This is a genomic window from Variovorax sp. YR634 (assembly GCF_900106655.1).
Classification (GTDB): Bacteria; Pseudomonadota; Gammaproteobacteria; order Burkholderiales; family Burkholderiaceae_C; genus Variovorax.
Map to the genome: position 1 here is coordinate 280,398 of NZ_FNOL01000001.1, position 21,963 is coordinate 302,360.

Annotated in this window: 16 protein-coding genes and 1 tRNA gene; 7 read left to right on the forward strand and 10 right to left on the reverse strand. The window is 68.3% G+C overall.

Annotation, left to right across the window (positions count from 1 at the left end; translation table 11 throughout):
- Positions 1 to 3 precede the first annotated feature (3 nt).
- The 5 genes from BLV60_RS01290 (at position 4) to BLV60_RS01310 (ending at position 3,713) form a co-directional block, all read left to right on the forward strand.
- Positions 4 to 1,440 carry a cytochrome b gene (locus tag BLV60_RS01290; protein ID WP_093048679.1) on the forward strand — a complete coding sequence of 479 codons (1,437 nt, stop codon included), beginning with the start codon at positions 4 to 6 and terminating at the stop codon, positions 1,438 to 1,440.
- A gap of 34 nt (positions 1,441 to 1,474) precedes the next feature.
- On the forward strand, positions 1,475 to 2,248 hold the full coding sequence (locus tag BLV60_RS01295) for a cytochrome c1 (protein WP_093048682.1): 774 nt from the start codon (positions 1,475 to 1,477) through the stop codon (positions 2,246 to 2,248).
- A 96-nt stretch (positions 2,249 to 2,344) separates the two neighbouring features.
- A complete protein-coding gene (locus BLV60_RS01300) occupies positions 2,345 to 2,956 on the forward strand; it encodes a glutathione S-transferase N-terminal domain-containing protein (protein ID WP_007835362.1) in 612 nt (203 codons plus the stop codon).
- 41 nt (positions 2,957 to 2,997) lie between these two features.
- Positions 2,998 to 3,573, forward strand: coding sequence for a ClpXP protease specificity-enhancing factor (locus BLV60_RS01305; protein WP_093048685.1), 576 nt, complete (start codon positions 2,998 to 3,000; stop codon positions 3,571 to 3,573).
- A 64-nt stretch (positions 3,574 to 3,637) separates the two neighbouring features.
- Positions 3,638 to 3,713: transfer RNA gene (locus BLV60_RS01310), tRNA-Thr, on the forward strand.
- Positions 3,714 to 3,754: 41 nt separating this feature from the next.
- On the opposite strand, the gene BLV60_RS01315 is transcribed toward BLV60_RS01310, so the two are convergent.
- From BLV60_RS01315 to BLV60_RS01355, 9 genes are all read right to left on the reverse strand, one after another.
- Positions 3,755 to 5,911 (reverse strand): SWIM zinc finger family protein, encoded by a 2,157-nt coding sequence (locus BLV60_RS01315; RefSeq protein WP_093048688.1) that lies wholly within the window; start codon positions 5,909 to 5,911, stop codon positions 3,755 to 3,757.
- Positions 5,908 to 7,032 (reverse strand): VWA domain-containing protein, encoded by a 1,125-nt coding sequence (locus BLV60_RS01320; protein WP_093048691.1) that lies wholly within the window; start codon positions 7,030 to 7,032, stop codon positions 5,908 to 5,910. The genes BLV60_RS01315 and BLV60_RS01320 overlap by 4 nt, the downstream gene beginning before the upstream one ends.
- Positions 7,029 to 9,473: a DUF5682 family protein gene (locus BLV60_RS01325; protein ID WP_093048694.1), complete on the reverse strand. Its 2,445-nt coding sequence runs from the start codon at positions 9,471 to 9,473 to the stop codon at positions 7,029 to 7,031. The genes BLV60_RS01320 and BLV60_RS01325 overlap by 4 nt, the downstream gene beginning before the upstream one ends.
- Before the next feature lie 10 nt (positions 9,474 to 9,483).
- Positions 9,484 to 10,620 (reverse strand): ATP-binding protein, encoded by a 1,137-nt coding sequence (locus BLV60_RS01330; RefSeq protein ID WP_093048697.1) that lies wholly within the window; start codon positions 10,618 to 10,620, stop codon positions 9,484 to 9,486.
- 17 nt (positions 10,621 to 10,637) lie between these two features.
- The gene (locus BLV60_RS01335; RefSeq protein ID WP_093048700.1) at positions 10,638 to 11,057 is read right to left on the reverse strand and encodes a hypothetical protein; all 420 of its coding nucleotides are present in this window, start codon (positions 11,055 to 11,057) and stop codon (positions 10,638 to 10,640) included.
- Positions 11,054 to 15,202: a WGR and DUF4132 domain-containing protein gene (locus BLV60_RS01340; RefSeq protein ID WP_093048703.1), complete on the reverse strand. Its 4,149-nt coding sequence runs from the start codon at positions 15,200 to 15,202 to the stop codon at positions 11,054 to 11,056. The genes BLV60_RS01335 and BLV60_RS01340 overlap by 4 nt, the downstream gene beginning before the upstream one ends.
- 111 nt (positions 15,203 to 15,313) lie before the next feature.
- Positions 15,314 to 16,471 (reverse strand): GGDEF domain-containing protein, encoded by a 1,158-nt coding sequence (locus BLV60_RS01345; RefSeq protein WP_093048706.1) that lies wholly within the window; start codon positions 16,469 to 16,471, stop codon positions 15,314 to 15,316.
- A gap of 9 nt (positions 16,472 to 16,480) precedes the next feature.
- Positions 16,481 to 18,202, reverse strand: coding sequence for a single-stranded-DNA-specific exonuclease RecJ (recJ, locus tag BLV60_RS01350; RefSeq protein ID WP_093048709.1), 1,722 nt, complete (start codon positions 18,200 to 18,202; stop codon positions 16,481 to 16,483).
- Entirely contained in the window at positions 18,199 to 19,161 is a 963-nt protein-coding gene (locus BLV60_RS01355; protein WP_093048712.1) for a hypothetical protein, read from the reverse strand. The genes recJ and BLV60_RS01355 overlap by 4 nt, the downstream gene beginning before the upstream one ends.
- A gap of 55 nt (positions 19,162 to 19,216) precedes the next feature.
- Here BLV60_RS01355 and BLV60_RS01360 point away from each other — a divergent pair, with 55 nt between their 5' ends.
- Together BLV60_RS01360 and lolD are read left to right on the forward strand one after the other, a co-directional pair.
- Positions 19,217 to 20,473 carry a lipoprotein-releasing ABC transporter permease subunit gene (locus BLV60_RS01360; RefSeq protein WP_093048715.1) on the forward strand — a complete coding sequence of 419 codons (1,257 nt, stop codon included), beginning with the start codon at positions 19,217 to 19,219 and terminating at the stop codon, positions 20,471 to 20,473.
- Positions 20,466 to 21,143: a lipoprotein-releasing ABC transporter ATP-binding protein LolD gene (lolD, locus tag BLV60_RS01365; RefSeq protein ID WP_093048718.1), complete on the forward strand. Its 678-nt coding sequence runs from the start codon at positions 20,466 to 20,468 to the stop codon at positions 21,141 to 21,143. The genes BLV60_RS01360 and lolD overlap by 8 nt, the downstream gene beginning before the upstream one ends.
- Here lolD and BLV60_RS01370 read toward each other — a convergent pair.
- Entirely contained in the window at positions 21,140 to 21,907 is a 768-nt protein-coding gene (locus tag BLV60_RS01370; protein ID WP_093048721.1) for a sigma-70 family RNA polymerase sigma factor, read from the reverse strand. The genes lolD and BLV60_RS01370 overlap by 4 nt on opposite strands.
- Between the last annotated feature and the right edge of the window lie 56 nt (positions 21,908 to 21,963).

The following is a 21,963-nucleotide window of genomic DNA, read 5'->3' on the forward strand; positions in this document are numbered from 1 at the left end:
AACATGGCTGAATTCCACGAGATTTCCCCCAACGCTCCTGCCAGCGAGAAGCTGCTGAACTGGGTCGACAACCGTTTCCCGCTCAGCAAGCTCTGGAACGACCAGTGGGGCAAGTACTACGCGCCGAAGAACTTCAACTTCTGGTACATCTTCGGCTCGCTGGCCATGCTGGTGCTGGTGATCCAGATCGTCACCGGCATCTTCCTCGTCATGCACTACAAGCCCGACGCGAACCAGGCGTTCGCATCGGTCGAGTACATCATGCGCGACGTGCCGTGGGGCTGGCTCATCCGCTACATCCACTCGACGGGCGCCTCGGCGTTCTTCATCGTGGTGTACCTGCACATGTTCCGCGGCCTCATGTACGGCAGCTACCGCAAGCCGCGCGAGCTGATCTGGGTGTTCGGCTGCGCGATCTTCCTGTGCCTGATGGCCGAAGCCTTCATGGGCTACCTGCTGCCCTGGGGCCAGATGTCCTACTGGGGCGCCCAGGTCATCGTGAACCTGTTCGCCGCCATTCCCTTCGTCGGCCCCGACCTGGCCCTGCTGATCCGCGGCGACTACGTGGTGAGCGACGCCACGCTGAACCGCTTCTTCAGCTTCCACGTGATCGCCGTGCCGCTGGTGCTGCTCGGCCTGGTGGTGGCCCACCTGATCGCGCTGCACGAAGTGGGTTCGAACAATCCCGACGGCATCGAGATCAAGGCCAAGCGCGGCCCCGACGGCCATCCGCTGGACGGCATTCCGTCGCATCCGTACTACACGGTGCACGACATCTTCGGCGTGGTGGTGTTCCTCACGATCTTCTCGGCGGTGATCTTCTTCGCCCCTGAAGCCGGCGGGTACTTCCTCGAATACAACAACTTCATTCCGGCCGATTCGCTGAAGACGCCGAACCACATCGCTCCGGTCTGGTACTTCACGCCCTTCTATTCGATGCTGCGTGCGACGACCGACGACATGGTCAACGTGTTCGCGCTCATCGTTGCCGCGGCCGCCATCTGGAACCTCGTCAAGGGCAAGTCGGGCATGGGCCTGAAGATTGCCGGCGTCGTCGTGGCGGCTGTCGTGATCTTCCTGCTCAAGAACTTCGACGCCAAGTTCTGGGGCGTGGTCATCATGGGCGGCTCGGTCATCATCCTGTTCTTCCTGCCGTGGCTCGACCACAGCGAAGTCAAGTCGATCCGCTACCGTCCGGGCTGGCACAAGTATGTGTACGGCGTGTTCGTGTTCTTCTTCCTGATCCTGGGCTACCTGGGCATCCAGGCGCCCGGCGTCTGGGGCAACCTGGTCATCGGCTCTTTCGCCCTCGACATCGCGCAGACCATTTCGCAGATCGGCACGCTCTTCTACTTCGGCTTCTTCCTGCTGATGCCGTGGTGGAGCCGCAAGGGCGAGTTCAAGACCGTGCCCGAGCGCGTGGTCTTCGCCGCTCATTGAGAACCAGAAGCGCAAGAGAGCTGAGAGAAACACGATGAAGAAAAGCATTTCCGGCTGGCTCGCGGTCCTGGGTCTCGCACTGGGCCTGACCTTTTCCGCGGCGGCATCGGCCGAGTCCGAAGGCATCGCGTGGGACAAGGCGCCCAACAAGACGACCGACGTGGCCGCCTTGCAGAACGGCGCCAAGCTGTTCGTCAACTACTGCCTGAACTGCCACTCGGCAGCCTTCATGCGCTACAACCGCCTGCAGGACATCGGCATCACCGAGCAGCAGATCAAGGACAACCTTCTGTTCGCGACCGACAAGGTCGGCGAAACCATGAAGGCCAACATCGATGCGCGCCAGGCCAAGGAATGGTTCGGCACCACGCCGCCCGACCTGACGCTGGTCGCCCGCTCGCGCGCCGGCCACGGCGGCACCGGCGCGGACTACCTCTACACGTACCTTCGCACCTACTACCGCGACGACACCAAGGCCACCGGCTGGAACAACCTCGTGTTCCCGAGCGTCGCCATGCCGAACCCTCTGTGGGAACTGCAAGGCGAACGCCGCCCGGTCTACACCAAGGTCGAACAGCACGGCCACGAAACCGAAGTGTTCAAGGGCTGGGAGCAAGTCACTCCCGGCACCCTGACGCCCGTGCAGTACGACAATGCGGTCGGCGACCTGGTGAGTTACCTGCAATGGATGGCCGAACCGGCACAGAACACCCGCATCCGCATCGGCGTGTGGGTGCTGCTGTTCCTGGCCATGTCGGTGGTATTCGTGTGGCGACTGAACGCCTCGTACTGGAAAGACGTCAAGTAGTTCCGTCCACGCCGACCGGATACCCTCGGGCATCCGGTCCCACAGAGTGGGTTGCCAACGCGACCCACTCTTTTTGATTTTTAGGAGTCTCTCGCCATGATGGTCTTGTATTCAGGAACGACCTGCCCCTTTTCCCACCGCTGCCGCTTCGTGTTGTTCGAAAAGGGCATGGACTTCGAGATCCGCGACGTCGATCTCTACAACAAGCCCGAAGACATCAGCGTGATGAACCCGTACGGCCAGGTGCCGATCCTGGTCGAGCGCGACCTGATCCTGTACGAGTCGAACATCATCAACGAGTACATCGACGAGCGCTTCCCGCATCCCCAGCTGATGCCCGGCGACCCGGTCGACCGCGCCCGCGTGCGCCTGTTCCTGCTCAACTTCGAGAAGGAACTCTTCGTGCACGTCTCGACGCTCGAGAACCGCACCACCAAGGGCAACGAGAAGGCGCTGGAAAAGGCCCGCTCGCACATTCGCGACCGCCTCACGCAGCTGGCACCCGTGTTCCTCAAGAACAAGTACATGCTGGGCGACAACTTCTCGATGCTCGACGTGGCCATCGCGCCGCTGCTGTGGCGCCTCGACTACTACGGCATCGACCTAAGCAAGAACGCGGCACCGCTCTTGAAGTACGCCGAGCGCATCTTCTCGCGCCCGGCCTACATCGAAGCACTCACGCCTTCTGAAAAGGTCATGCGAAAGTAAGTAAGCTTCGTGCCTGCTTCCATCGTTTTCCGTCGCTTTTCATGATCAACGCGCTCGAGTCGTCTTCCACCCGCCCGTACCTCATCCGGGCGCTGTACGAATGGTGTACCGATAACGGGTTCACGCCCTATGTCGCGGTGCAGGTCGACGACACAGTCCAGGTGCCGCGCGAGTACGTGAAGAACGGCGAGATCGTGCTCAACATCAGCTTCGACGCGACCAGCTCGCTCAAGCTCGGCAACGACTTCATCGAGTTCAAGGCCCGTTTTGCGGGCACGGCGCGTGAAATCAGCGTACCGGTTGGGCGCGTGATTGCCATCTACGCACGCGAAAACGGACAGGGCATGGCGTTTCCCGCGCCGGCGCCGTCGGTTCCTGCGGAGCATGATGGCAGCGATGGCCCGGTCTCCGCGCCTTCGCCCCAGGGCCCTGCCCGCATGCCCTTGCGTGACGCCTCGCGCGGCACCGAAGGCGATGCCGGCAAGATCGTTCACCTGGTGACGGGCGAGGACGGCGACGAAACGGTCGATGCGGGCTCGCCCGCCGATCCGGTCGACGAGCCGCCGCGCCCGCCGGCCGGTGGCGGCACCAGGCCCTCGCTCAAGCGCATCAAGTAGCAGTGGCAGGAGCGAGCAGCCGGGCATGCCGGCTGGCGCTACTAGAATCACGCACTGGAATTTCGCCGCTTTAGCTCAATTGGTAGAGCACCCGCCTTGTAAGCGGAAGGTCGTCAGTTCGATTCCGACAAGCGGCACCATGCAAAGAACCCCTGAGTCCTGAACCGGCTCAGGGGTTTTTTCATGCCGAGGCCGATTGCGCCACGCCCTGCATCAGCAAGCCGAGCATTGCCAGTTGCGCCACCAGCGCCGGCCGTTGCGATGACCGCAGATTCTCGAGCACGGCCTCCAGCAGCGTTGCGCCTCGCCCCAGCCCGGCCTGCTTCAACCGCAGCACCTGCGCTTGCGCTTTCGACATTGCGCCGCCGCCCTGATGGCGCAGGCCTTGGCGCAGCCACAGCGCCAGCAGCTCCAGCGTGTCGCCGGCCAGCGCGTTCAACGCCGGTACTTCTTCGGCGTCGCTTTCCAGATCCAGCGGCTTCGGCGCGACCGCTTCGACTTGCAGTACCACGGCGCGCTGCGCCGTCAGCAGGCTCAGAGGCTGCATGACTGCCTGGCTGCCTTGCAGATGCACCGTGCCCGCCACGGCCCGCAGCGCGCCGTATTCGCCGGCGAGCGTGCGTGCCAGCGCATCGACCGCGCCAGGCGTGGCCGCGCGATGCGGCAACGCCAGGTGCAGCCATGCGTCTTCGGCCTTGGCTTCGTTCGCCTCGTCCGCCGCCGCCTGTCCAAGCCGCGCATGCAGCACCTGCGCCGCCGCATCCCAGTGACAAGACGCCACCTCCATGCGTTCGAACGCCACCACATGCAGCTGCCCTGAGGCACCAGCCGACGCGCCGCTCGCAGCCTGCCGCGGCCGGACGAAATCGGGCTGAGCCTCTTTCAGATGCGCCACCAGCCCCGCCACGCTGTCCTGTCGCAGCGGCGCGACCAGGTCGTCCCACGATTTCGGCGACAGCGGCAGCACGCCCGTTTGCCGCGCGCCCGCCATGATGTCGACCAGTCCGTTGGCGCGCCGCGTCGCGGTCTTGGTGATGACCTGTCCGCTCGCCAGTTGCCGCAGCGGAAAGCCCGCGACACGCCGGTTCAGCAGGTTGGGCGCCGCGCCGCCGGCCGCCGCATCGGCCTCGCGCGACCACTGGCGCTCCAGCACGGTCACGTTCTGCGTGTCGGGGTCGGCAAAGAGAATGTTCGCGCCCTCGGCCGTCTCGTCGGACCAGAGCTCCGCGCCGAGCGACACCAGCCGCAGATGATCGAGCGCGACCTCGCCCTTCACGCCGATACCAAGGATCTGGCTGGCCGGCAGCGCGGGCCGTGCAGAGCCATTCTGCGGCCGCCCGGCATGCGTCGCTGCCTGCAGCCGCGCCCACAGTTCGGTCAGCACGCGCACCAGCCTCAGCGGCTCGAAGCGGCTGCTGCGCGCCTGCTGGGCCTGCAGCAGCTGCCAGAGTTCGTCGAGCGCGTCGTCGATCCAGTTCCAGCCCAGCGCGCGGACCTGGCTGCGCACGGACTCGAAGCGGGCCGCAAGCGCCATCAGCGGCTGGCTGGAGCCGTCGAGCCAGAGCGACAGCAGCAGGGCGTCGATCTGCGCGCGCAGGGCCAGCGCGGCTTCGCCCTGCATGGCTGAGGGCAGCGGCGCGGGTTCCGCCGTGTCCACGCCCGCGGATGTGGACGGTTGCACCTCGACCATCACCTCCGCCGAACCCGGCACCAGCGATCCGGCCTGCCGGAAGGCCCACACCGCGATCACCACGTGCGCGCAGCCGCTGCCCTGCTTGCAGTCGCAGCGCGCATGAACCAGCGAGCTGCGTGAGAAGAAGCGCACGCTGCACATCGGCAGCCGCGCCACGGGCGGCGCGCTGGCGCTGCGCCAGGCCTGCACGCCGACCACAGGGCGCGCGGCGGCGAGCTTGTTCGCCTGTTCGAGCACCGAGGGCGCGAGGCTCGCGGCCAGCGCGGCATCGTCGAACTGCGCGGGGTTCCATGCGCCGTCAGGCTCTGCCGAAGCCTCGTCGGGCGTGTCCGGCGCATCGGCCTTTGCCGACGCCGCCTGCGCCTGGTAAGCCAGCACCAGCATCACCCGATGCCGGCACATGCCGCTTGCCGGGCAACTGCATTGCGCGTCGCGCAGCGTGCGGCCCGGCGGCAGGCTGGTGCGCACGCCGTCGTCGAACTGCGCCTGCACCACGCCATCGGCACCGGTCTCCATCTTCGGCAGCAGGCCCGCTGCCACGTCTTTCTGCGCGCGCTTGACGAAGCCCGCATTGGCCAGCGCTGTCAGCGCCTCTGGCGTCAGCTCCAGCAGATCGGCGCGCCATGTTGTCGTGGAGCCACTCATCCCTGCACCTTCTCGGCCAGCCAGCCCGCGAGCTGGCCAGGCGTCATCGCGCCGATCTGCGCGCCTTCGCGCACCAGCCGGGCGGCCATCTCGCGGTCGTAGTTGGGCTCGGCCTTCGAATCGAGCGCGGCCAGCCCCAGCACCTTCGCGCCGGACTCGACCAGCGCCTTCACGCGGCGCACCAGTTCATGCTCGCTGCCGCCTTCGTAGAAGTCGCTCACCAGCACCACGATGCTCTTGCGCGGATTGGCGACGAGCGATTGCGCATAGGCCACAGCCTTGGCGATGTCGGTGCCGCCGCCCAGCTGCACCTTCATCAGCAGCTCTACCGGGTCCGACACGTCGGCAGTCAGGTCGACCACCGCGGTGTCGAAGGCCACGAGCCGCGTGCGCATGCCGGGCAGCTGCCACAGGCAGGCGGCCATCACCGCGCTGTGGATCACCGAGTCGACCATCGAGCCGCTCTGGTCGATCAGCAAAATGATGTCCCATGGCTCCGCATGCCGCTTGGTGCGGCTGATGAACACCGGCCGCTCCACGTAGAGCTTGCGGCGCTGCGGGTCGTAGCGGTGCAGGTTGGCCGCCAGCGTCTGCTTGAAGTCGAAGTTGCGCGCCACCTTCATGCGCGAGCGGCGGCGCCGGTCGCGGCTGCCGCTGAAGGCCTGGCGCACTTCGGTGGCGAGCTTTTCCATGATGCGCCGCACCACCTCGGCCACCAGCTTGCGCGCGGCCGCCAGCACCTGCGGGTTCATCAGGTGCTTGGTGTGCAGAACCGCGCGCAGCAGCGATTCCGAAGGCTCGATGCGCTCCAGCACTTCGAGATTCGTCACCACCTCGTCGATGCCGTAGCGCTCGACTGCGTCCTGCTCCAGCCGCTCGATCACTTCCTTCGGAAAGAGCGTGTGGATGGCGTTGATCCAGTCCGGCGTGCTGAGCGCTGACGGCCCCAGGCCCGCGCTGCGTTCGCCGCGGGTCGCACGGTCGCCGTCGCGGCCGTAGAGCCAGTCGAGCGCGGCATCGGCGGCCTGCGCCTCGGCGCTCAGGCTGCCGCAGGCCGATTCGGCGGGGTCGCCCAGCAACAGGCGCCAGCGCTGCAGCGGATCGGGAATGTCGAGGCTCATGGGTGAGGCCTTCCTTGCGCGTTTTCCAGCGTCACGCCCCAGGCTGCGAGGCGCGCGAGCACGGCGTCTTCCACGCGGCGTGCTTCGGCCAGCTGCTCGGGCGCAGCCTCGCCGGCGCGGTGGGCCGTGAGCGCGCGGCGCGACAGGTGCGTGGCGTCGTGCAGCGCCAGCACCTGGTCGGCCAGGAGCCCGCGCTCCTGCGGCGGCAGCCAGGCGAAGGCGGCGCGCAGGCTGGGCATGGCGCGCACGAAGTCCGCGTTGTCCAGCGCCTGCACGGTGCGGTCCATGCCGGCGACGAAAGCGGGCTCGGACGACAACGTTTCGCGTGCCAGCGCCAGCAGCCCGGTGAGCGCGTCGCCGAGCACCGGCGCGGGCAGCGAGTGCAGCAGCTGCATGGCTTCGCTCACACCGTGATCGCTGTGCGTTCGGGCATCGGCAATCCGGCCAGCCAGGCTCAGCGTTGCGCCGAGCGCCGCACCGCGGCTCACGGGCGCGGCGCTGGTGTCGGCGGCCTTGCGCTGCCACACGGCGAGCGCGCGGGCCGGCTCCACGTCGAGCAGCGATGGTGCGTGCGCATCGTGCGCGTTGTCCTGCGCATGGGCCAGCACGTCGGCCACGATCCGTCGCAGCGCGAGGTGGCCTTCGAGATGCGCCTGCATGTCTGCCGGCGTGATGGCGGCGGGCGGCTCCAGCAGCCACAGCGCACGGTCGAAGCCCGATTCGATCACCACGCGCAGCACCGGCGCATCGGCCATGCCGAGCATCTGGCCGTGGCGCAGCAGCGTGTGCAGCACCGACAGGGCAGGGCCCAGTGCCTCGAAGCGCGGCTCGCTGGTAATCGCGCCGCGCAACTCGCGCAGCAGCGCATCGCTGAGTGCCGACAGCCCCGCCCACGCGGCCTGGTTGAGTCCGTCGGCCAGCGGGCCGATGCGGCCGTGGGCCTGGCGCAGATCGACTTCGAGCCGGGCGCGCGCCGCGTCGTGCAGGCTCGCGCCCCAGGCGCCGGCCTCGATCAGCGCGGCCTGCTGCTCCAGCGGCTCGCTCAGCGACCAGAGTTCGGTGCGTTCGCCCGACATCGCGAGCTTCGGCCCTTGCGTGCGGCGTACGCCGGGCAGCCGCAGGATCGACAGCCGGTGCAGCACGCGGCTCTTCGCGCGGTCGGCATCGAGCAGCAGGTCGAGCTTGAGCTGGCCGCGCAGCACGATGCCATGCGCCGCCAGCTCGGCCTGTACGGCGGCCACCAGCGGCGGCTGCGGCGTGCCGGGCGCGAGGCGGCCGACGGTGTCGCCGGCCAGCACGTCCATGGCCTGCACCAACACGGGATCGGTGCCGGGGCGGATCGCGCCGCGATAGGTCCAGGGCAGGGGCGCGTCGAGCGCGTCTTTCACGAGCGCGCCGGCCAGTGCGTCGAGCCAGTCGGAGCGCAGCGGCTTCTCGTGCCCACGCAACCGCGCGAGCCCTTGCGCGCGCAGGTGCACAGCCATCAGGTTGGCGGTGGAGGCGGGCAGTTTCTTCTCGCGCAGGCGCTGCATCACGTGTTGCAGCGCGCGGTGTGCGGCGCCCTCGGGGCCGTGGTCCCAGACCCACTGGTAGTAGGCGGGGGAGGGCATGCCCGAGGCATAGCCCGCGAAGGCGTCGAGGCGCTTGAAGGTGTAGGGCACGAGGTAGGAGCCGAAGCGCAGCGTGGCCTCGGGGTCGGGCGTCCCCGGTGCTTCTTCATCGTCTGAGGATTCGAGCGAAGGTTGTGGCGTGACGGGCAGTTCAGCCGGCAGGCCTTGCCACAACCGCGCCAGCGCGGGCGCATGATAGCCGCCGCACACCACCAGCGCCTGCGCCCGGCCCGCTTGGCTCGGCTGCGCCATCGCCCAGGCGATCCAGCGCGCCATCATCTGCTCGCGTGCCTGGTTGCCTTGCGAGCCCCGGTCCTCGCCGCGCAGGTTGTCGAAATAGGTCGAGAGGCGCTGCGCCAGCTCGGCCGCATCGCAGCCGTCCTCGAACAGGTGGTCCCACAGCGCATCGCGGCCCTGCACCGAGAGCTTTTCGGTCAGCGCGCGCTCGTAGGCTTCGGCGCGCTCCTCGTGTTCGTGGTCGGCCACGTCGGCGTAGCGGTTCTCCATGCGCGAGAAGGCGTCGTGCCAGGCCGGCAGGTCGATGAAGCGCACGGCGGCGCCGACCTCGCGCGCCACCTGCAGCGCCTGCCACTCGGGCGAATGCTCGGCAAAGGGCGACCACGAACCGCGGTGCGTCTGGTCGCCCGAGAGATAGCTGTAGATCGCCACCGGCAACTGGTGCGGCAGGTACAGCTCGTCGAGCCGTTCGTTGAAGTCGGCTGGGCCTTCGATCAGCACGTACGCCGGGCGCAGCGTGCGGATGCGCTCGGCCACCAGCCGCGCACAGGCCGGGCTGTGGTGGCGCACACCGACGATGTGGGGTTGCTGCATCGGCGCGTGTTCAGGGCAGGCGGTGGCGTGCTTCGTAGTACGCGCGCCAGTGGGCGCCGTTGCGCTTGGCGGCCTTCTGCTCGAAGTAGCGCCGCAGCTTTGCGCGGTCGTCCGCGTTGTCCTTCACCACCGTGCCGGCGATGCAGTCGACCAAGTCTGCGGGCGAGCCTTCGCGCTGTTCGAGGAACCAGGCGCGTACGCCGACCGCATGCGCCACGTTCACGGCTTCGGCGGTGGACATCACGGCGGTGAGCCGGTCCATGGCCGCATCGCTGCCCGCATTGCCGTTGTCGCCCTTCGCGGGCGCACCGCGCAGGTCGCGGAAGGTCGACACCAGCAGCTCCAGCACCGGCGCCGGCACCGTCTTCGGAATGCCGCTCTGCGCAAGCAGCCGCGTCGACGATTCCTGCACCAGCGCCAGTTCGCGGTCGAAGTCGAGAATGGGAAAGACCGTCTCGAAGTCGAAGCGCCGCTTCAGCGCCGCGCTCATTTCGTTCACGCCGCGGTCGCGCGTGTTGGCGGTGGCGATGATGTTGAAGCCCTCGCGCGCGTAGAGCATGCCGTGCTCGCCCGACAGCTCGGGCACCGCCATCACGCGGTCCGACAGCATGCCGAGCAGGCAGTCTTGCACTTCGAGCGGTGCGCGCGTGATTTCTTCGAAGCGCACCACCTGGCCCTTCTGCATGCCGAGGTACAGCGGCGCCGGCACCATCGCGCGCGGGCTCGGCCCTTCGTTGATGAGCAGCGCGTAGTTCCAGCCGTACTTGATCTGGTCTTCGGTGATCGATGCGCCGCCCTGGATGGTGAGCGTCGAGATGCCAGAGATGGCCGTGGCCAGCAGCTCCGACAGCATCGACTTCGCCGTGCCCGGCTCGCCCACCAGCATCAGCCCGCGGCCGGTGGCGAGCGTGACGAGCATGCGCTCGATGCTGGCCACGGGCGCGACGATCTTCGGTGCGATGTCGAGCGCCGCGTCGCCGAGGATGAACGAGCGTGCGGCCTTCAGGCCGAGCACCCAGCCGGGCGGGCGCGGGTCTTTGTCCTGCGCCTGCAGCCGCGCGAGTTGTGCGGCGTACAGGATCTCGGCTGGCGGGCGCTGCAGGTTCGATGCGCCGGTGTCTGGGGAGGACTTGCTGGAAGTGGCCATGATGGGTGGGGGTGAAGCTAGAGGATCCTGTAGTGACCGGGCTTGCCGGTCTCGATCGTGATGTCCGTGTTGTCTTGAGAATAGGTGTGGGTGGACCTCAGCCGGATCCTGCTGCCCTGGAAAGCCTCGCCCCGGTCGTCCAGCCTGAGCACAGCCATGCCGTTCGACAGTTCCTTCACGAGCACTCGGGCCGTTCGCCGTGGCGTACCGCGCTCGCCAATGGTCAGCCATTCGATCCAGAGGCGCGAGTGCACATGCTCGAAGCCCTCGTCGGCAATCACGACGCGGAGCACGCCGCCGCCTTTCGGCGAGAGCCATTCGCCGCCTGTTGCCACCGTGCGGACCTGCGTCGGCACCTCGGGCGCCATGCCCTGGGCTGCGGCCGTGGTCACAGCCAGAGCGAGCCCTGTGGCCAACATCCAGCAGCGCAGCCTCATGCCCTGAGGCCTTCCATGTCGCGGATCAATTCACTCGCGGAAATCGGATCGAGCTGGTGCAGCGCCTCGGCATCGCGCATGTCGCCCCAGCCCGAGGGCTTGCCCACCTGCACCTGGCCGAGCGTCTGCTCGGGGTATTCGTCCACCATGCCGACGATGATGCCGGGGTCCAGGCTCAGCTCGATCACGCGGTCCGTGCCCAGCGGCTTGCTGAAATACCAGATGCAGCCGCCGTCCTGCGCCTGACCGCGGCGCCAGCCCTTGTTGGCCAGCCCCAGCACGCGGCCGGTGGGCACTTTGGCGTCTTTCCAGCGCTCCAGCTTCAGGCTCTTCTTCTCTTCGTCGGTCAGCGTGTAGATGTCGCGGCCGATCTGCGCGAAGGGCTGCAGCAGTTCGTAGTCGGCGAACACCTGGCCGAAGGCCGCTGCGTCGGCGGCTGGCAGCTCCAGCGCATGCGGCACGCCGATGCGGATGTTCTCGCCCTCGGGCAGTTCGAACGGATCATCTTCCGCCGTGGTGTAGCTGCCGTCTTCCGCCACGCGGAAGCAGGCCTGCAGCGTGCCGCCGTAGCTGGCACTGCCCTGCACCGCGTACACGCCCCAGATCAGCCGCTGCACGATGTGGCGCACCAGCGGGTGCTCGACCAGGAACATGCGGAACACCTCGGGCGTCCAGCGGCGGCGCGCGCACATTGCCACTTCGAGGCGCAGCAGCTGCTGGCTGGCGATGGTGCGCACGTCCTTCTTCAGCAGCTTGAAGCGTTCGACCGCTTCCTTGCTCAGTTCGGCGTCGTCGGTCTTCTTGGGCTTGGGCAGGTCGGGCAGGCGCGCGCCGTCGACACCGTCGGCGCCGGTCTCGCGCACGTAGGGCTTGAGCGTTTCGTCGAAGCCGACCTTGAATGCGCGTGGGCCGAAGTCGAGCCGCATCGTGCCCTGCTCGTCGAGGCCGAGGTCGGGCGCGAGCCGGTCTTCGAGTTCCTCGGTGCTGAGGCCGCGTGCTTCGGCGATGGCATCGATCTTCTCGCGCGCCTTGTCCTGCAGGCCCTTGAACTTGACCTTTTGCGCGATGCCGTTGAGCAGCATCAGCGCGACGTCGCTGCCGATGGTGGAGAGCACGTCGAGCCCGGTCACTGCGCGCGCATGCGCGGCCTCGCCGGGCCAGGCGCGGATGAAGGGCGTGAGCTTGCGCGCGGTGTCGTCATTGCCGAAGAAGCCGAGCGCGGTGAGCGCCCAGCCTTCCTTGCTCGGGCCACCGGCTTCGAGCCAGGCGGTAAAGGCGTCCCAGGCGAATTCGGCAAGAGAGTTGGTGTCGCAAGCCTCCTTGGCCACGGCGATGCCGCCGTAGATTTCCTCGTTGGTCGGAAAGGTCAGCATCTGGCCGAGGTTGTCGAGCACGTCGTCGGGCAGGGCCTTGCCGTTCTTCAGCGTGGGTCGGCGCCAGCCGCGCGGCTGCCAGAACTCGGGCAGCTTCGCGCGCCTGGTGGGAAAGCGGTCGAGCGGGCTTTCGTCGAGCACGGCGCGCAGCGCCTCAACAACTTCGGGCTTGCCGTAGCGGCCGGCCACGTCGAGCAACAGCGCTTCGTGGCCGTTGGCCTGCAGCAGGCGCAGCGCCGAACCCGCGCAGTCACGTGCTTCGCCGGCCTTGCCGAGCGCGGGCGCAATCAGGCCGGCGGCGGCGTGCTCTGGATATTTCAGCAGCCATTCGCGGCCTTCGGCGCGCAGCGTCTTGAGCTTGGCGAAGGCGCGCGCGGCCGGCATGGCCAGTTCGGCGGCGCCGTAGTTCAGGGCGTACGAGAGGTTGTCGGTGGGCTTGGAGCGCACCATGGCCACCAGCCCCGGCAGCACGGCGAGGCCGTGCGTGGCCAGGATCATGCCGATGCTGTCGCTCTCGGCTTCGCCTGCGACCGCATTCCAGAACGACACGCCGATTGCCGCCGGCAGCAGCGCCGAGAAGCTTGCATTGAAGGTGAACCAGTAGTAGCGGTCTTTCTTGCGCTCGGCCACCATCGCGCGCCAGCTGGCGGTCAGGCCGTCGGCGTCGCCGGCCGCGACGGCCGCCGCGGCGGTCTTGGCGAAGGGCGCCAGGCTGATCCTGCCCTTGTCGAAGCCCAGCGAGTCGAGCAGCGCCTCCGTGTTCTTGCGCGCAGCGTCGTAGCGGCCGGTTTGCCATGAGTTCAGGCGCAGCGCCTTCTCGCGCTCGCCTTCGCCCCACTGCTCCACCGGCGCCAGCGCCAGCGGCTCCAGCACGAGCGCGCCGGCCGCCTTCTTCTGCACCTTGGCGAGCCACGGCGGCGCTGCCAGCACGCCGGGCAGCTCGCTCGCGTCGGCCACTTCGGTGGGGCCGGCCAGCAGCGCCAGTTGCCGGTCGATCACCGCCTGCGCGCCGGCATCGAGCCAGGGCCGCAAGGCCGGCAGGGACGCGCCGTGCGCGCGCAGCAGGCGCGTGAGGCTGGGCGTGACGAGGTTGGCGTCTTTCCCTCCCGCCGCGACCAGCCGCGACAGCGCGGGAATGGCCGCCATCGGCCAGCGGTCGACGGCCAGCGCCAGCCGCGCCAGCGCACCCTTCGAATTGCTCGCCACGCGGGCCAGCGCCTGCACGGCTTCGGGCGTGCCGATGCAAGCCAGCGCATCGCCCGCATCGTCGGTGGCGGCGCCGCGCTCCAGCACCGGCACCGCGTCAAGGCCGCGCTCCTGCACCAGCGTGCTCGTCATGGGGCCGCTGCCCCAGAAGCCGGTCGAATAACTCAGGCGGACCTTCGCGGCCAGTGCGATGGCGTCGGGGTCGGTGGCTGTCAGCAGCAGCCAGTGCATGGTTTCGGGCGTGGTCTTGTCGGCCGCGAGCGTGTGCACGAGCGTGTTCGAGATCTCGGGCGCATCGGGCAGCAGCATTGCCAGCGCGGGCTGACGGCTGGGGTGCACCTTGGGCAGGCCGGCTTCGATGCGGTCGCGGCAGTCCTGCCAGACATCGGGGGTGGCCAACGCCAGGTGTGCGCGCAGCGTCTGTTCGCCTTGCCCCAGCGGGCCGTAGTAAGAGTCGCCCATCTGGCGGGCGACGGCGGTGCCGAAGCTGCTCTGGTGCTTCTGGGTTGCGCGGTCGTAGGCGGTCTGCACATCGATCTGCTGCGCGGCCAGCGCCATGTCGACGGTGGCTGGCAGCCCGTACTGCTTCACGAGGTAGTTCACCAGCACGTTGCCTATCTCGTGCACGTTGTAGCGGCCCCCAGTGCCCAGCGCGAGTGCCAGCAGCACGGTGTCGGCCTCGGCGTCGGCCGCGGGGTCGGGCTGCGTGCTGCGGTCGACCATGCGCTGCGTGGCCGCCCGTAGGGTCGCGTCAGTGCCGGTCATGTTGACGTTGAGCTCGAGCTTGCGGCGCACCGGCAGCCAGGCTGCGGCCACGCTCACCGCTTCGTCGGAGGGCTTTGGCGGAAAGCGGCGCGACGGGAAGGCTTCGCGCTGCATGTCGGGCGAGAGCCGTATGGGCGTGCCGGCGGCGAGCCAGGGCGGGGTGTCGGCGCTTGCGGGTATTTCGACGCTGGTCGCGGGGGGAACTGCGTGCGATGCGCCTGGCGCTGCGGCGCCCAGTGCTTTCGCGATGGCCTGGGCGTCCTTGGCTGGCGTGCAACTGGTGCCCCAGCCTGACAGCAGGCCCTCGTTCTTGAGGCGCTTGAAGGCAAGCGCCGCGCCTTGCTCGCTCACGCCGTGCTGGCGCTTGAGAGTGCCGGCCGAGAGCGTGTCGCTGGAGGTCAGCGTGCCGGCTTCGATCTGCGCGCGCACGGTTTCGAACACGCGGTCGGCCTGGCTGTCGATGCCTTCGGTGGGTGCCGCATCCGCGGCCGTGGTGCTGGCGGCGACGGCCGTCGGCGTAGGGGGCTTTTCCGCTGGCTCTGCCTTCTCCACCTTCGGCTTCGCCTCGGTCTTGCCGATGGCCGCGCTGGCGGCCACGCCCACTTCGGAGTAACCCTTGCCGGTCTTCTCGGCCACCAGCTTGGTCAGCGCGGTGGCAGCCTTGGTGGCGTCGTCGAAAGACTTGGTCTGGCTCTGGCCCGCGGTGCCGATGCGGCCCCAGCGAATGTTGAGCTCGGTGTCTGCCTGCTCGATTTCCCAGAATTTGCTGGCGGTTCCCTCGATGAGTTCAAAGCGGCGCATGGAAAAAACATCCTCCTGTGAGTTCGCCGCAGAGGATAAAGGGCCTGCGTGAAAGCTCGGCCCCTCTGCAGCAAGAAGATTTCGCTCCGCGCGACAACGCTTACGAAGAAATCATTCACGTACCGCCGCGCCGCCTGCATGTTCCCCCGCGAAGGCATAGGCCGGCCCCATGCGCTGCCGCTTGCAATGCTGAAGCGCGCGGCCGGCCGATTCGAGCAGGCCGGCCAGCGTGTCGCCGTCGGCGGGGTGGCAGGCAATGCCCATGCTGAGCTCGCCCCCTGCGAGCAGCCGGCCTTCGTAGGCCACCGGCCTGGCGCCTGCGGTCTCGATGCGGATGGCCATCTCCGCGAGCTTTTGCCGCGGCGGGCTGCCGACCAGAAGAATCGCGAACTCGTCGCTGCCGAGCCGGGCGACCATGTCGTCGGCGCGCACCTGCTCGCGCAGGCGCTGGGCGATGGCGGTCAGCACCGCGTCGCCGCCCGCGCGGCCATGCCGCTCGTTCACGGCCTTGAAGCCGTTCAGGTCGATCAGCATCAGCGAGAAAGGCCGGCCGTCGCGCAGCCATTCTTCAGCACGGCTCTCGAAGCCGGCGCGGCTGGCGGCGCCGGTGAGAGCGTCGGTGCCCGAGTCTCCCGCCTTCTGCTGGACGCGTGCCTCGCCAGCGCCATCGCCCCGCAGGCGCATGCCGAGCGCGAAGACGAAGACCACCAGTTCGGCGATCACTGCGGCCTGCACCAGGTTCGGCTGGGGCGGCGCCCACGCCGGCCCGATCCAGGCCGACATCCGCGCGGTCGAGAGGCCGCCGAGCAGCAGTGCCGCGCCGGCCAGGAAGAGCGCCGCCGGCCACGGCTGGCGGCGAAGCACCTTCACAGCGCCTGCTGCGAGGATCACGGTGGAAGCCACCGCCAGCGCCTGCACCATGCGCAGCGTCCACAGGCGCTGCGTCTCGAGCGTGGCATAGAGCGTGGCGATCGCGAAGATGACCAGCGTTGCCCGCGCGACCCGGTCGAGCCGGGGCGAGAAATCTTCCAGCCGCAGCAATTGCCGCACGAACTGCAGCCGGCAGGCCGTCCACAGCACCAGCGCCGCCGCGGGCCATTGCGCGAATTGCGTGGAAGGCGCGAGGCTGTTCAACCCGGCGAAGGCTGCCAGCGCGCACGCGCAGCTCAACGCGTACCAGCCGTGGATCTTCGTGCCGAACACCAGCAGCAGCACCAGGCCGCAGGTCGTCAGGCCGGCCAGCAGGCCGTAGCTCACGCCGTCGAACATCGAGGCCCCTTAGAACTCAGCGCCTTCGACCAGGAAGCGCAGCCTGCGCACGCCCTGCCATTCATCGGCATCGAGCCGGAACGCCAGCTTGACCTTCGGCGGCAGCGGCTCGGTGTGGCTGAACCAGATCGCGTCGATAGGCTGACCCTGGTGCCTGAGCTTGAGCGACAGGTGCTTCTCGCCCACCAGCCGCTGCGACACCACTTCCACCTCTTCGCTGAAGGTGGGCGGCGCAAAGCCCTGGCCCCACACCTCGCGGTGCAGCGTGTCGACGAGGTCGATGCGCATGTACTCGCGAGCTATCGGCCCGTCGGTCTCGATCTGTCGCGTGAGCTCGGCCTCGGCCAGCCATTCGCCGGCAACCTGCGCGAAGCCTTTTTCGAAAGTCTCGAAGTGCTCGCGCGCGACCGTGCAGCCGGCTGCCATCGCATGGCCGCCGAAGCGCAGCAGCACGCCAGGGTGGCGCTTGGCCACGAGGTCGAGCGCGTCGCGCAGATGGAAGCCGGGAATCGAGCGGCCCGAGCCTTTCAGCTCCTGCTCCTTGCCCGGCGCGCCGCTCGCGGCGAAGACGAAAGTGGGGCGGTGAAAGCGGTCCTTGATGCGCGAGGCCACGATGCCCACCACGCCTTCATGAAAGCCCGCGTCGAACACGCTGATGGCAGGCGGCGGGGCTTCGATGCCTTCGCCATCGGTGGCGAACAGCGATTCGGCCAGCAGCAGCGCCTGGTCGCGCATGCCGCCCTCGATGTCGCGCCGCTCGCGGTTGATGCCGTCGAGTATGCGCGCAAGTTCTTCGGCGCGGCCTGCGTCGTCGGTCAGCAGGCATTCGATGCCCAGCGTCATGTCGGCCAGCCGGCCGGCGGCGTTGATGCGCGGGCCGAGTGCAAAGCCGAAGTCGAAAGTGGTGGCGGCCGAGGCATTGCGGCCCGCGGCCTTGAAGAGCGCCGCCACGCCGGCGGGCATGGTGCCGGCACGGATGCGGCGCAGGCCCTGCGCCACAAGGCGGCGGTTGTTGGCGTCGAGCTTCACCACGTCGGCCACGGTGCCGAGCGCCACAAGCGGCAGCAGCACATCGAGCTTGGGCTGCGTGGCCGTGTCGTACACGTCGCGCTTGCGCAACTCGGAGCGCAGTGCGAGCAGCACGTAGAACATCACACCGACACCGGCGATGCTCTTGCTCTCGAACTCGCAGCCGGGCTGGTTCGGGTTGACCAGCACGTCGGCCGTGGGCAGCTCGGGGCCGGGCAGGTGGTGGTCGGTCACCAGCACCTGCAGGCCGCGCACCTTGGCGGCCGCCACGCCTTCGACGCTGGCGATGCCGTTGTCGACGGTGATCAGCATGTCGGCGCCGCTGTCGGCCACGCGCTCGGCGATGGGCGGCGTGAGGCCGTAGCCGTCGACCACGCGATCGGGCACGAGGTAGCTCACGTGCCTGGCGCCCAGCAGACGCAGGCCGCGCACGCCGACTGCGCAGGCGGTGGCGCCGTCGCAGTCGTAGTCGGCGACGATGCACAGGCGCTTGTCCTGCGCAATGGCGTCGGCCAGCAGCACTGCGGCCTCGTGCGTGCCGCGCAGCGTGTCGGGGAGCAGCAGGCGTGCGAGGCCGTCGTCGAGTTCTTCCTTGGCGCGCACGCCGCGGGCGGCGAAGAGCCTTGCCAGCAGCGGATGCACGCCGGCCTGCTCCAGCGCCCAGACGGTGCGCGGGGGAATCTCCCTGGCGATGATCTTCATAGCGCCTCCAGCACTGTGGCGGCCCGCTTGCGGTCGAACAGGCTCCTGGCCCAGCCGGCCAGGCCGCGTGGCTGCACGGTGTAGCGCTGGGCGGCACGGTCGCCGCACAGCGTGAGCGAGACGGCGTCGCCGCGCGTGTAGTCGGCCAGAAGCGCGGCGAGGGGGCCCGCGTCCAGCTCTTGCCAGGCGCCGGCCCAGGCCATGCCGTCGTCGCGCAGGGCGGCGATGCGCAGGGCGTCGCTCACTGTCGGTGCCGCGGCAGGCGCGGCTTCCTTGTTCAGCGCGCCGGTGCCGCTGAGCCAGAACGAATTGATGGGTGGCACGCCGCGCGCGGCGCGGTCGTCGTTCACGCGCTGCGTGTACAGCAGCATCTGCATTTCGTTCTGCAGCCGGCGCAGCGGCCGCGCGGCATCGGCCAGCGGCGACCATTGCGAGATCGGATAGCCCACGGCGCGGTCGATGGAGGCGGTAGCCAGCCCGTCGAAGATGCGCGCGCGCGCCAGCCATCGGCCGGGCACGGGCGAGGGGTGCAGCACGATGCCGTCTTCCTCGAAGAAGGGGCGCGCGGCTTCCAGCAGGGCGGTCGATTCGTCGGCGTCGATCTCGATGGCGGCGGGGTCGCCCAGCACCACGTCGTCGATGCCGACCTGCCAGTTGCACAGCATGACGACGCCCCAGCCTTCGGTATCGCCGGGCGTGGCGATGCCCAGCCGCCGCGCATCGAGCGCGCCCCAGGGGATGCAGCCGTCGGCGGCCGTGATGCCCAGCGCCTGAGCCAGCGCGCGTTCATGCGGAGGCGAGCGCGTGCTTTCGTCCTGCGTGTCGGTGTCCGCGAGGGTGAGCCGCTGGAGCAGGGTTTCGAGATTGGGGAGCCGAAGCGTCGGCAGCGCCGCGCGGCATGCCGGGGAACCGCGGCCGGCAAAGGGGATCAACAAGTGACGTGGGGAGGTTTCGGCCATTCCCGTATTGTCCGGGAAGCCCCAAGGTCATCCGGAATGCCACAATTCCGCCCCTATGCGACTTCCTTATGAACTGCAACTCGGCTGGCGCTACACGCGCGCAGGCCGGGCGACGCGGCGCAACGGCTTCATCTCCTTCATCTCCGGTGTCTCGATGCTCGGCATCGCGCTGGGCGTGGCGGCGCTGATCATTGTGCTCAGTGTGATGAACGGCTTCCAGAAGGAGGTGCGCGACCGCATGCTCGGCGTGGTGTCGCACATCGAGATCTTCTCGCGCGACGGGCAGGCGCTGCAAAGCCTCGACCAGATCATGGCCGCAGCGCGCAAGCACCCCGAAGTGGTCGGAGCGGCGCCCTTCATCAATACGCAGGCGCTCATTGCGCGCGGCGAGGACATGAAGGGCACGATCGTGCGCGGCATCGATCCCAAGCTCGAACCCGAGGTCACCGACATCAACGGTATCGCCTCGAAGGGCACCTTCGACAAGCTGGTGCCGGGCGAATTCGGCATCGTGCTCGGCGCCGAGCTGGCGCGCTCGCTCTTCGTGCAGCCGGGCGACCAGGTCACGCTGGTGGCGCCGGGCGGGCAGGTCACGCCGGCGGGCGTGGTGCCGCGGCTCAAGCAGTTCACCGTGGTCGGCACCTTCGACTCGGGCCACTACGAATACGACTCGGCGCTGGCCATGGTCCACGAGCAGGACGCGGCCAAGGTGTTCCGCCTCGAAGGGCCGACCGGCATCCGCCTGAAGCTCAAGAACCTCAACGAGGCACGCGACGTGGCCGACCAACTGGCCGTGACCCTGCCGGGCGAGTTCCTCATCCGCGACTGGACGCGCCAGAACAAGACATGGTTCGCGGCCGTGCAGGTCGAGAAACGCATGATGTTCATCATCCTCACGCTGATCGTGGCGGTGGCGGCCTTCAATCTCGTCTCCACGCTGGTGATGACCGTGACCGACAAGCGCGCCGACATCGCCATCCTGCGCACGCTGGGCAGCTCGCCGCGCAGCATCATGGGTATCTTCGTGGTGCAGGGCGCGATGGTAGGCGTGATCGGCACCGTGGCCGGGCTGCTGCTGGGGCTTGGCATTGCCTACAACATCGACGTGATCGTGCCCTTCCTGGAGCAGCTGTTCCACGCGAGCTTCCTGCCCAAAGACATCTACCTGATCAGCAAGATGCCGAGCGATCCGCAGCGCAGCGACATCATGCCCATTGCAATCATCTCCCTCGTGCTGGCCTTCCTGGCCACGCTGTACCCGAGCTGGCGCGCCAGCCGCGTGAACCCGGCCGAGGCTCTGCGCTATGAGTGAAGTCGTATTGAAGGCCCGAGGCCTGACCAAGCGCTTCCACGAAGGCCGGCTCGACCTGACCGTGCTGCACGGCGTGGACCTCGACGTGCATGCCGGCGAAACGTTGGCAATCGTCGGCGCCTCGGGCTCCGGCAAGAGCACGCTGCTGCATTTGATGGGCGGGCTCGACGAGCCCACGGCCGGCAAGGTCGAACTGCTGGGCAAGGACATCGCGCACGCGGATGCGGCGGAGCAGGGGCGGCTGCGCAACCAGCACCTGGGCTTCGTCTACCAGTTCCATCACCTGCTGCCCGAGTTCAGCGCGCTAGACAACGTGGCCATGCCGCTGAAGATCCGGCGCGTGGAGCCCCATGCGGCCGCGCAGTCGGCCACGAAGATCCTCGAAAGCGTGGGGCTGGGCCAGCGCCTGCATCACCGGCCGGCCGAGCTGTCGGGCGGCGAGCGCCAGCGGGTTGCGATCGCGCGCGCACTGGTCACGAAACCGGCCTGCGTGCTGGCAGACGAGCCTACTGGCAACCTCGACCGCAGCACAGCGGACACGGTGTTCGAACTGATGCTCGAACTTGCGCACCGGCATGGCACTGCCTTCGTGATGGTCACGCATGACCAGGATCTGGCGAAGCGGTGCGATCGGGTGTTGCAGTTGGTGGCGGGGCGGCTGGCGGGCTAGACAGCCAGCAGTTCGGTCATTTCTTCCTGTTGCCGCACATCCAGCGGCAGCACGCACAACACCTTTCCACCCAGCGTGAGCACAAGGCCGAGCCGGCCGCCGATCTGCATCACCTGGCAGACCACGCGCGGAGCATCAGGTCTTGGGGCAGCCGTTGCCGACACTGCGACAGCACGCGTCGGTGGCTGCCGCAGCATCGCAAACAGCGTTCGTGCATCGCAGTCGCTCAGCGCCTGCCGATACACATGGAAGGCCGCTTCCGAGGCGCTTTCTGTTCCGTCCTTGTCCTGCCGAAGACGCAGCAGCGCCCGATGCAACTGCTGCCGGCAAGCCGCCTCGGTCTTGCCGCTGGCCTGGGCAATCTCCTTGAAGCTGGCTTCGAATACTTCGCGCAGCAGCACCGCGGCGCCGTCCGCTGGCGACAGCCTCGCGGCGATCAGACGCAGCGCCCGCTCGATGGATTCGGCCTGCGCCGCATCCACTTCCGCCGAAGGTGCCTCGGGCGCAAGCCCTTCGACATCCCGCAGCCACCGCTGCATCCAGTTCTCCCGCCGCAACTTGTCGATGGCAAGGTTCTGCATCACCGTCGTCAGCCAGGCCTGCACCGAGTCGGGCTCGGGCATGCCGCCAGCCTCGAGCGCGCGCAGGTAGCTTTCCTGCACCACGTCTTCGGCATCCGCCGGGCCACCCAGCATTCGCGCCGCCGCGCGAACCAGCCGGCTTCGCAGCGCCGGGAATTGCGAGAGATAGCGTTCATCGAGCATCGCCGCAGCTTGCCATAGCGCGCAATGTCACGAAACTGTGGGCTTGTTCGTCAAGA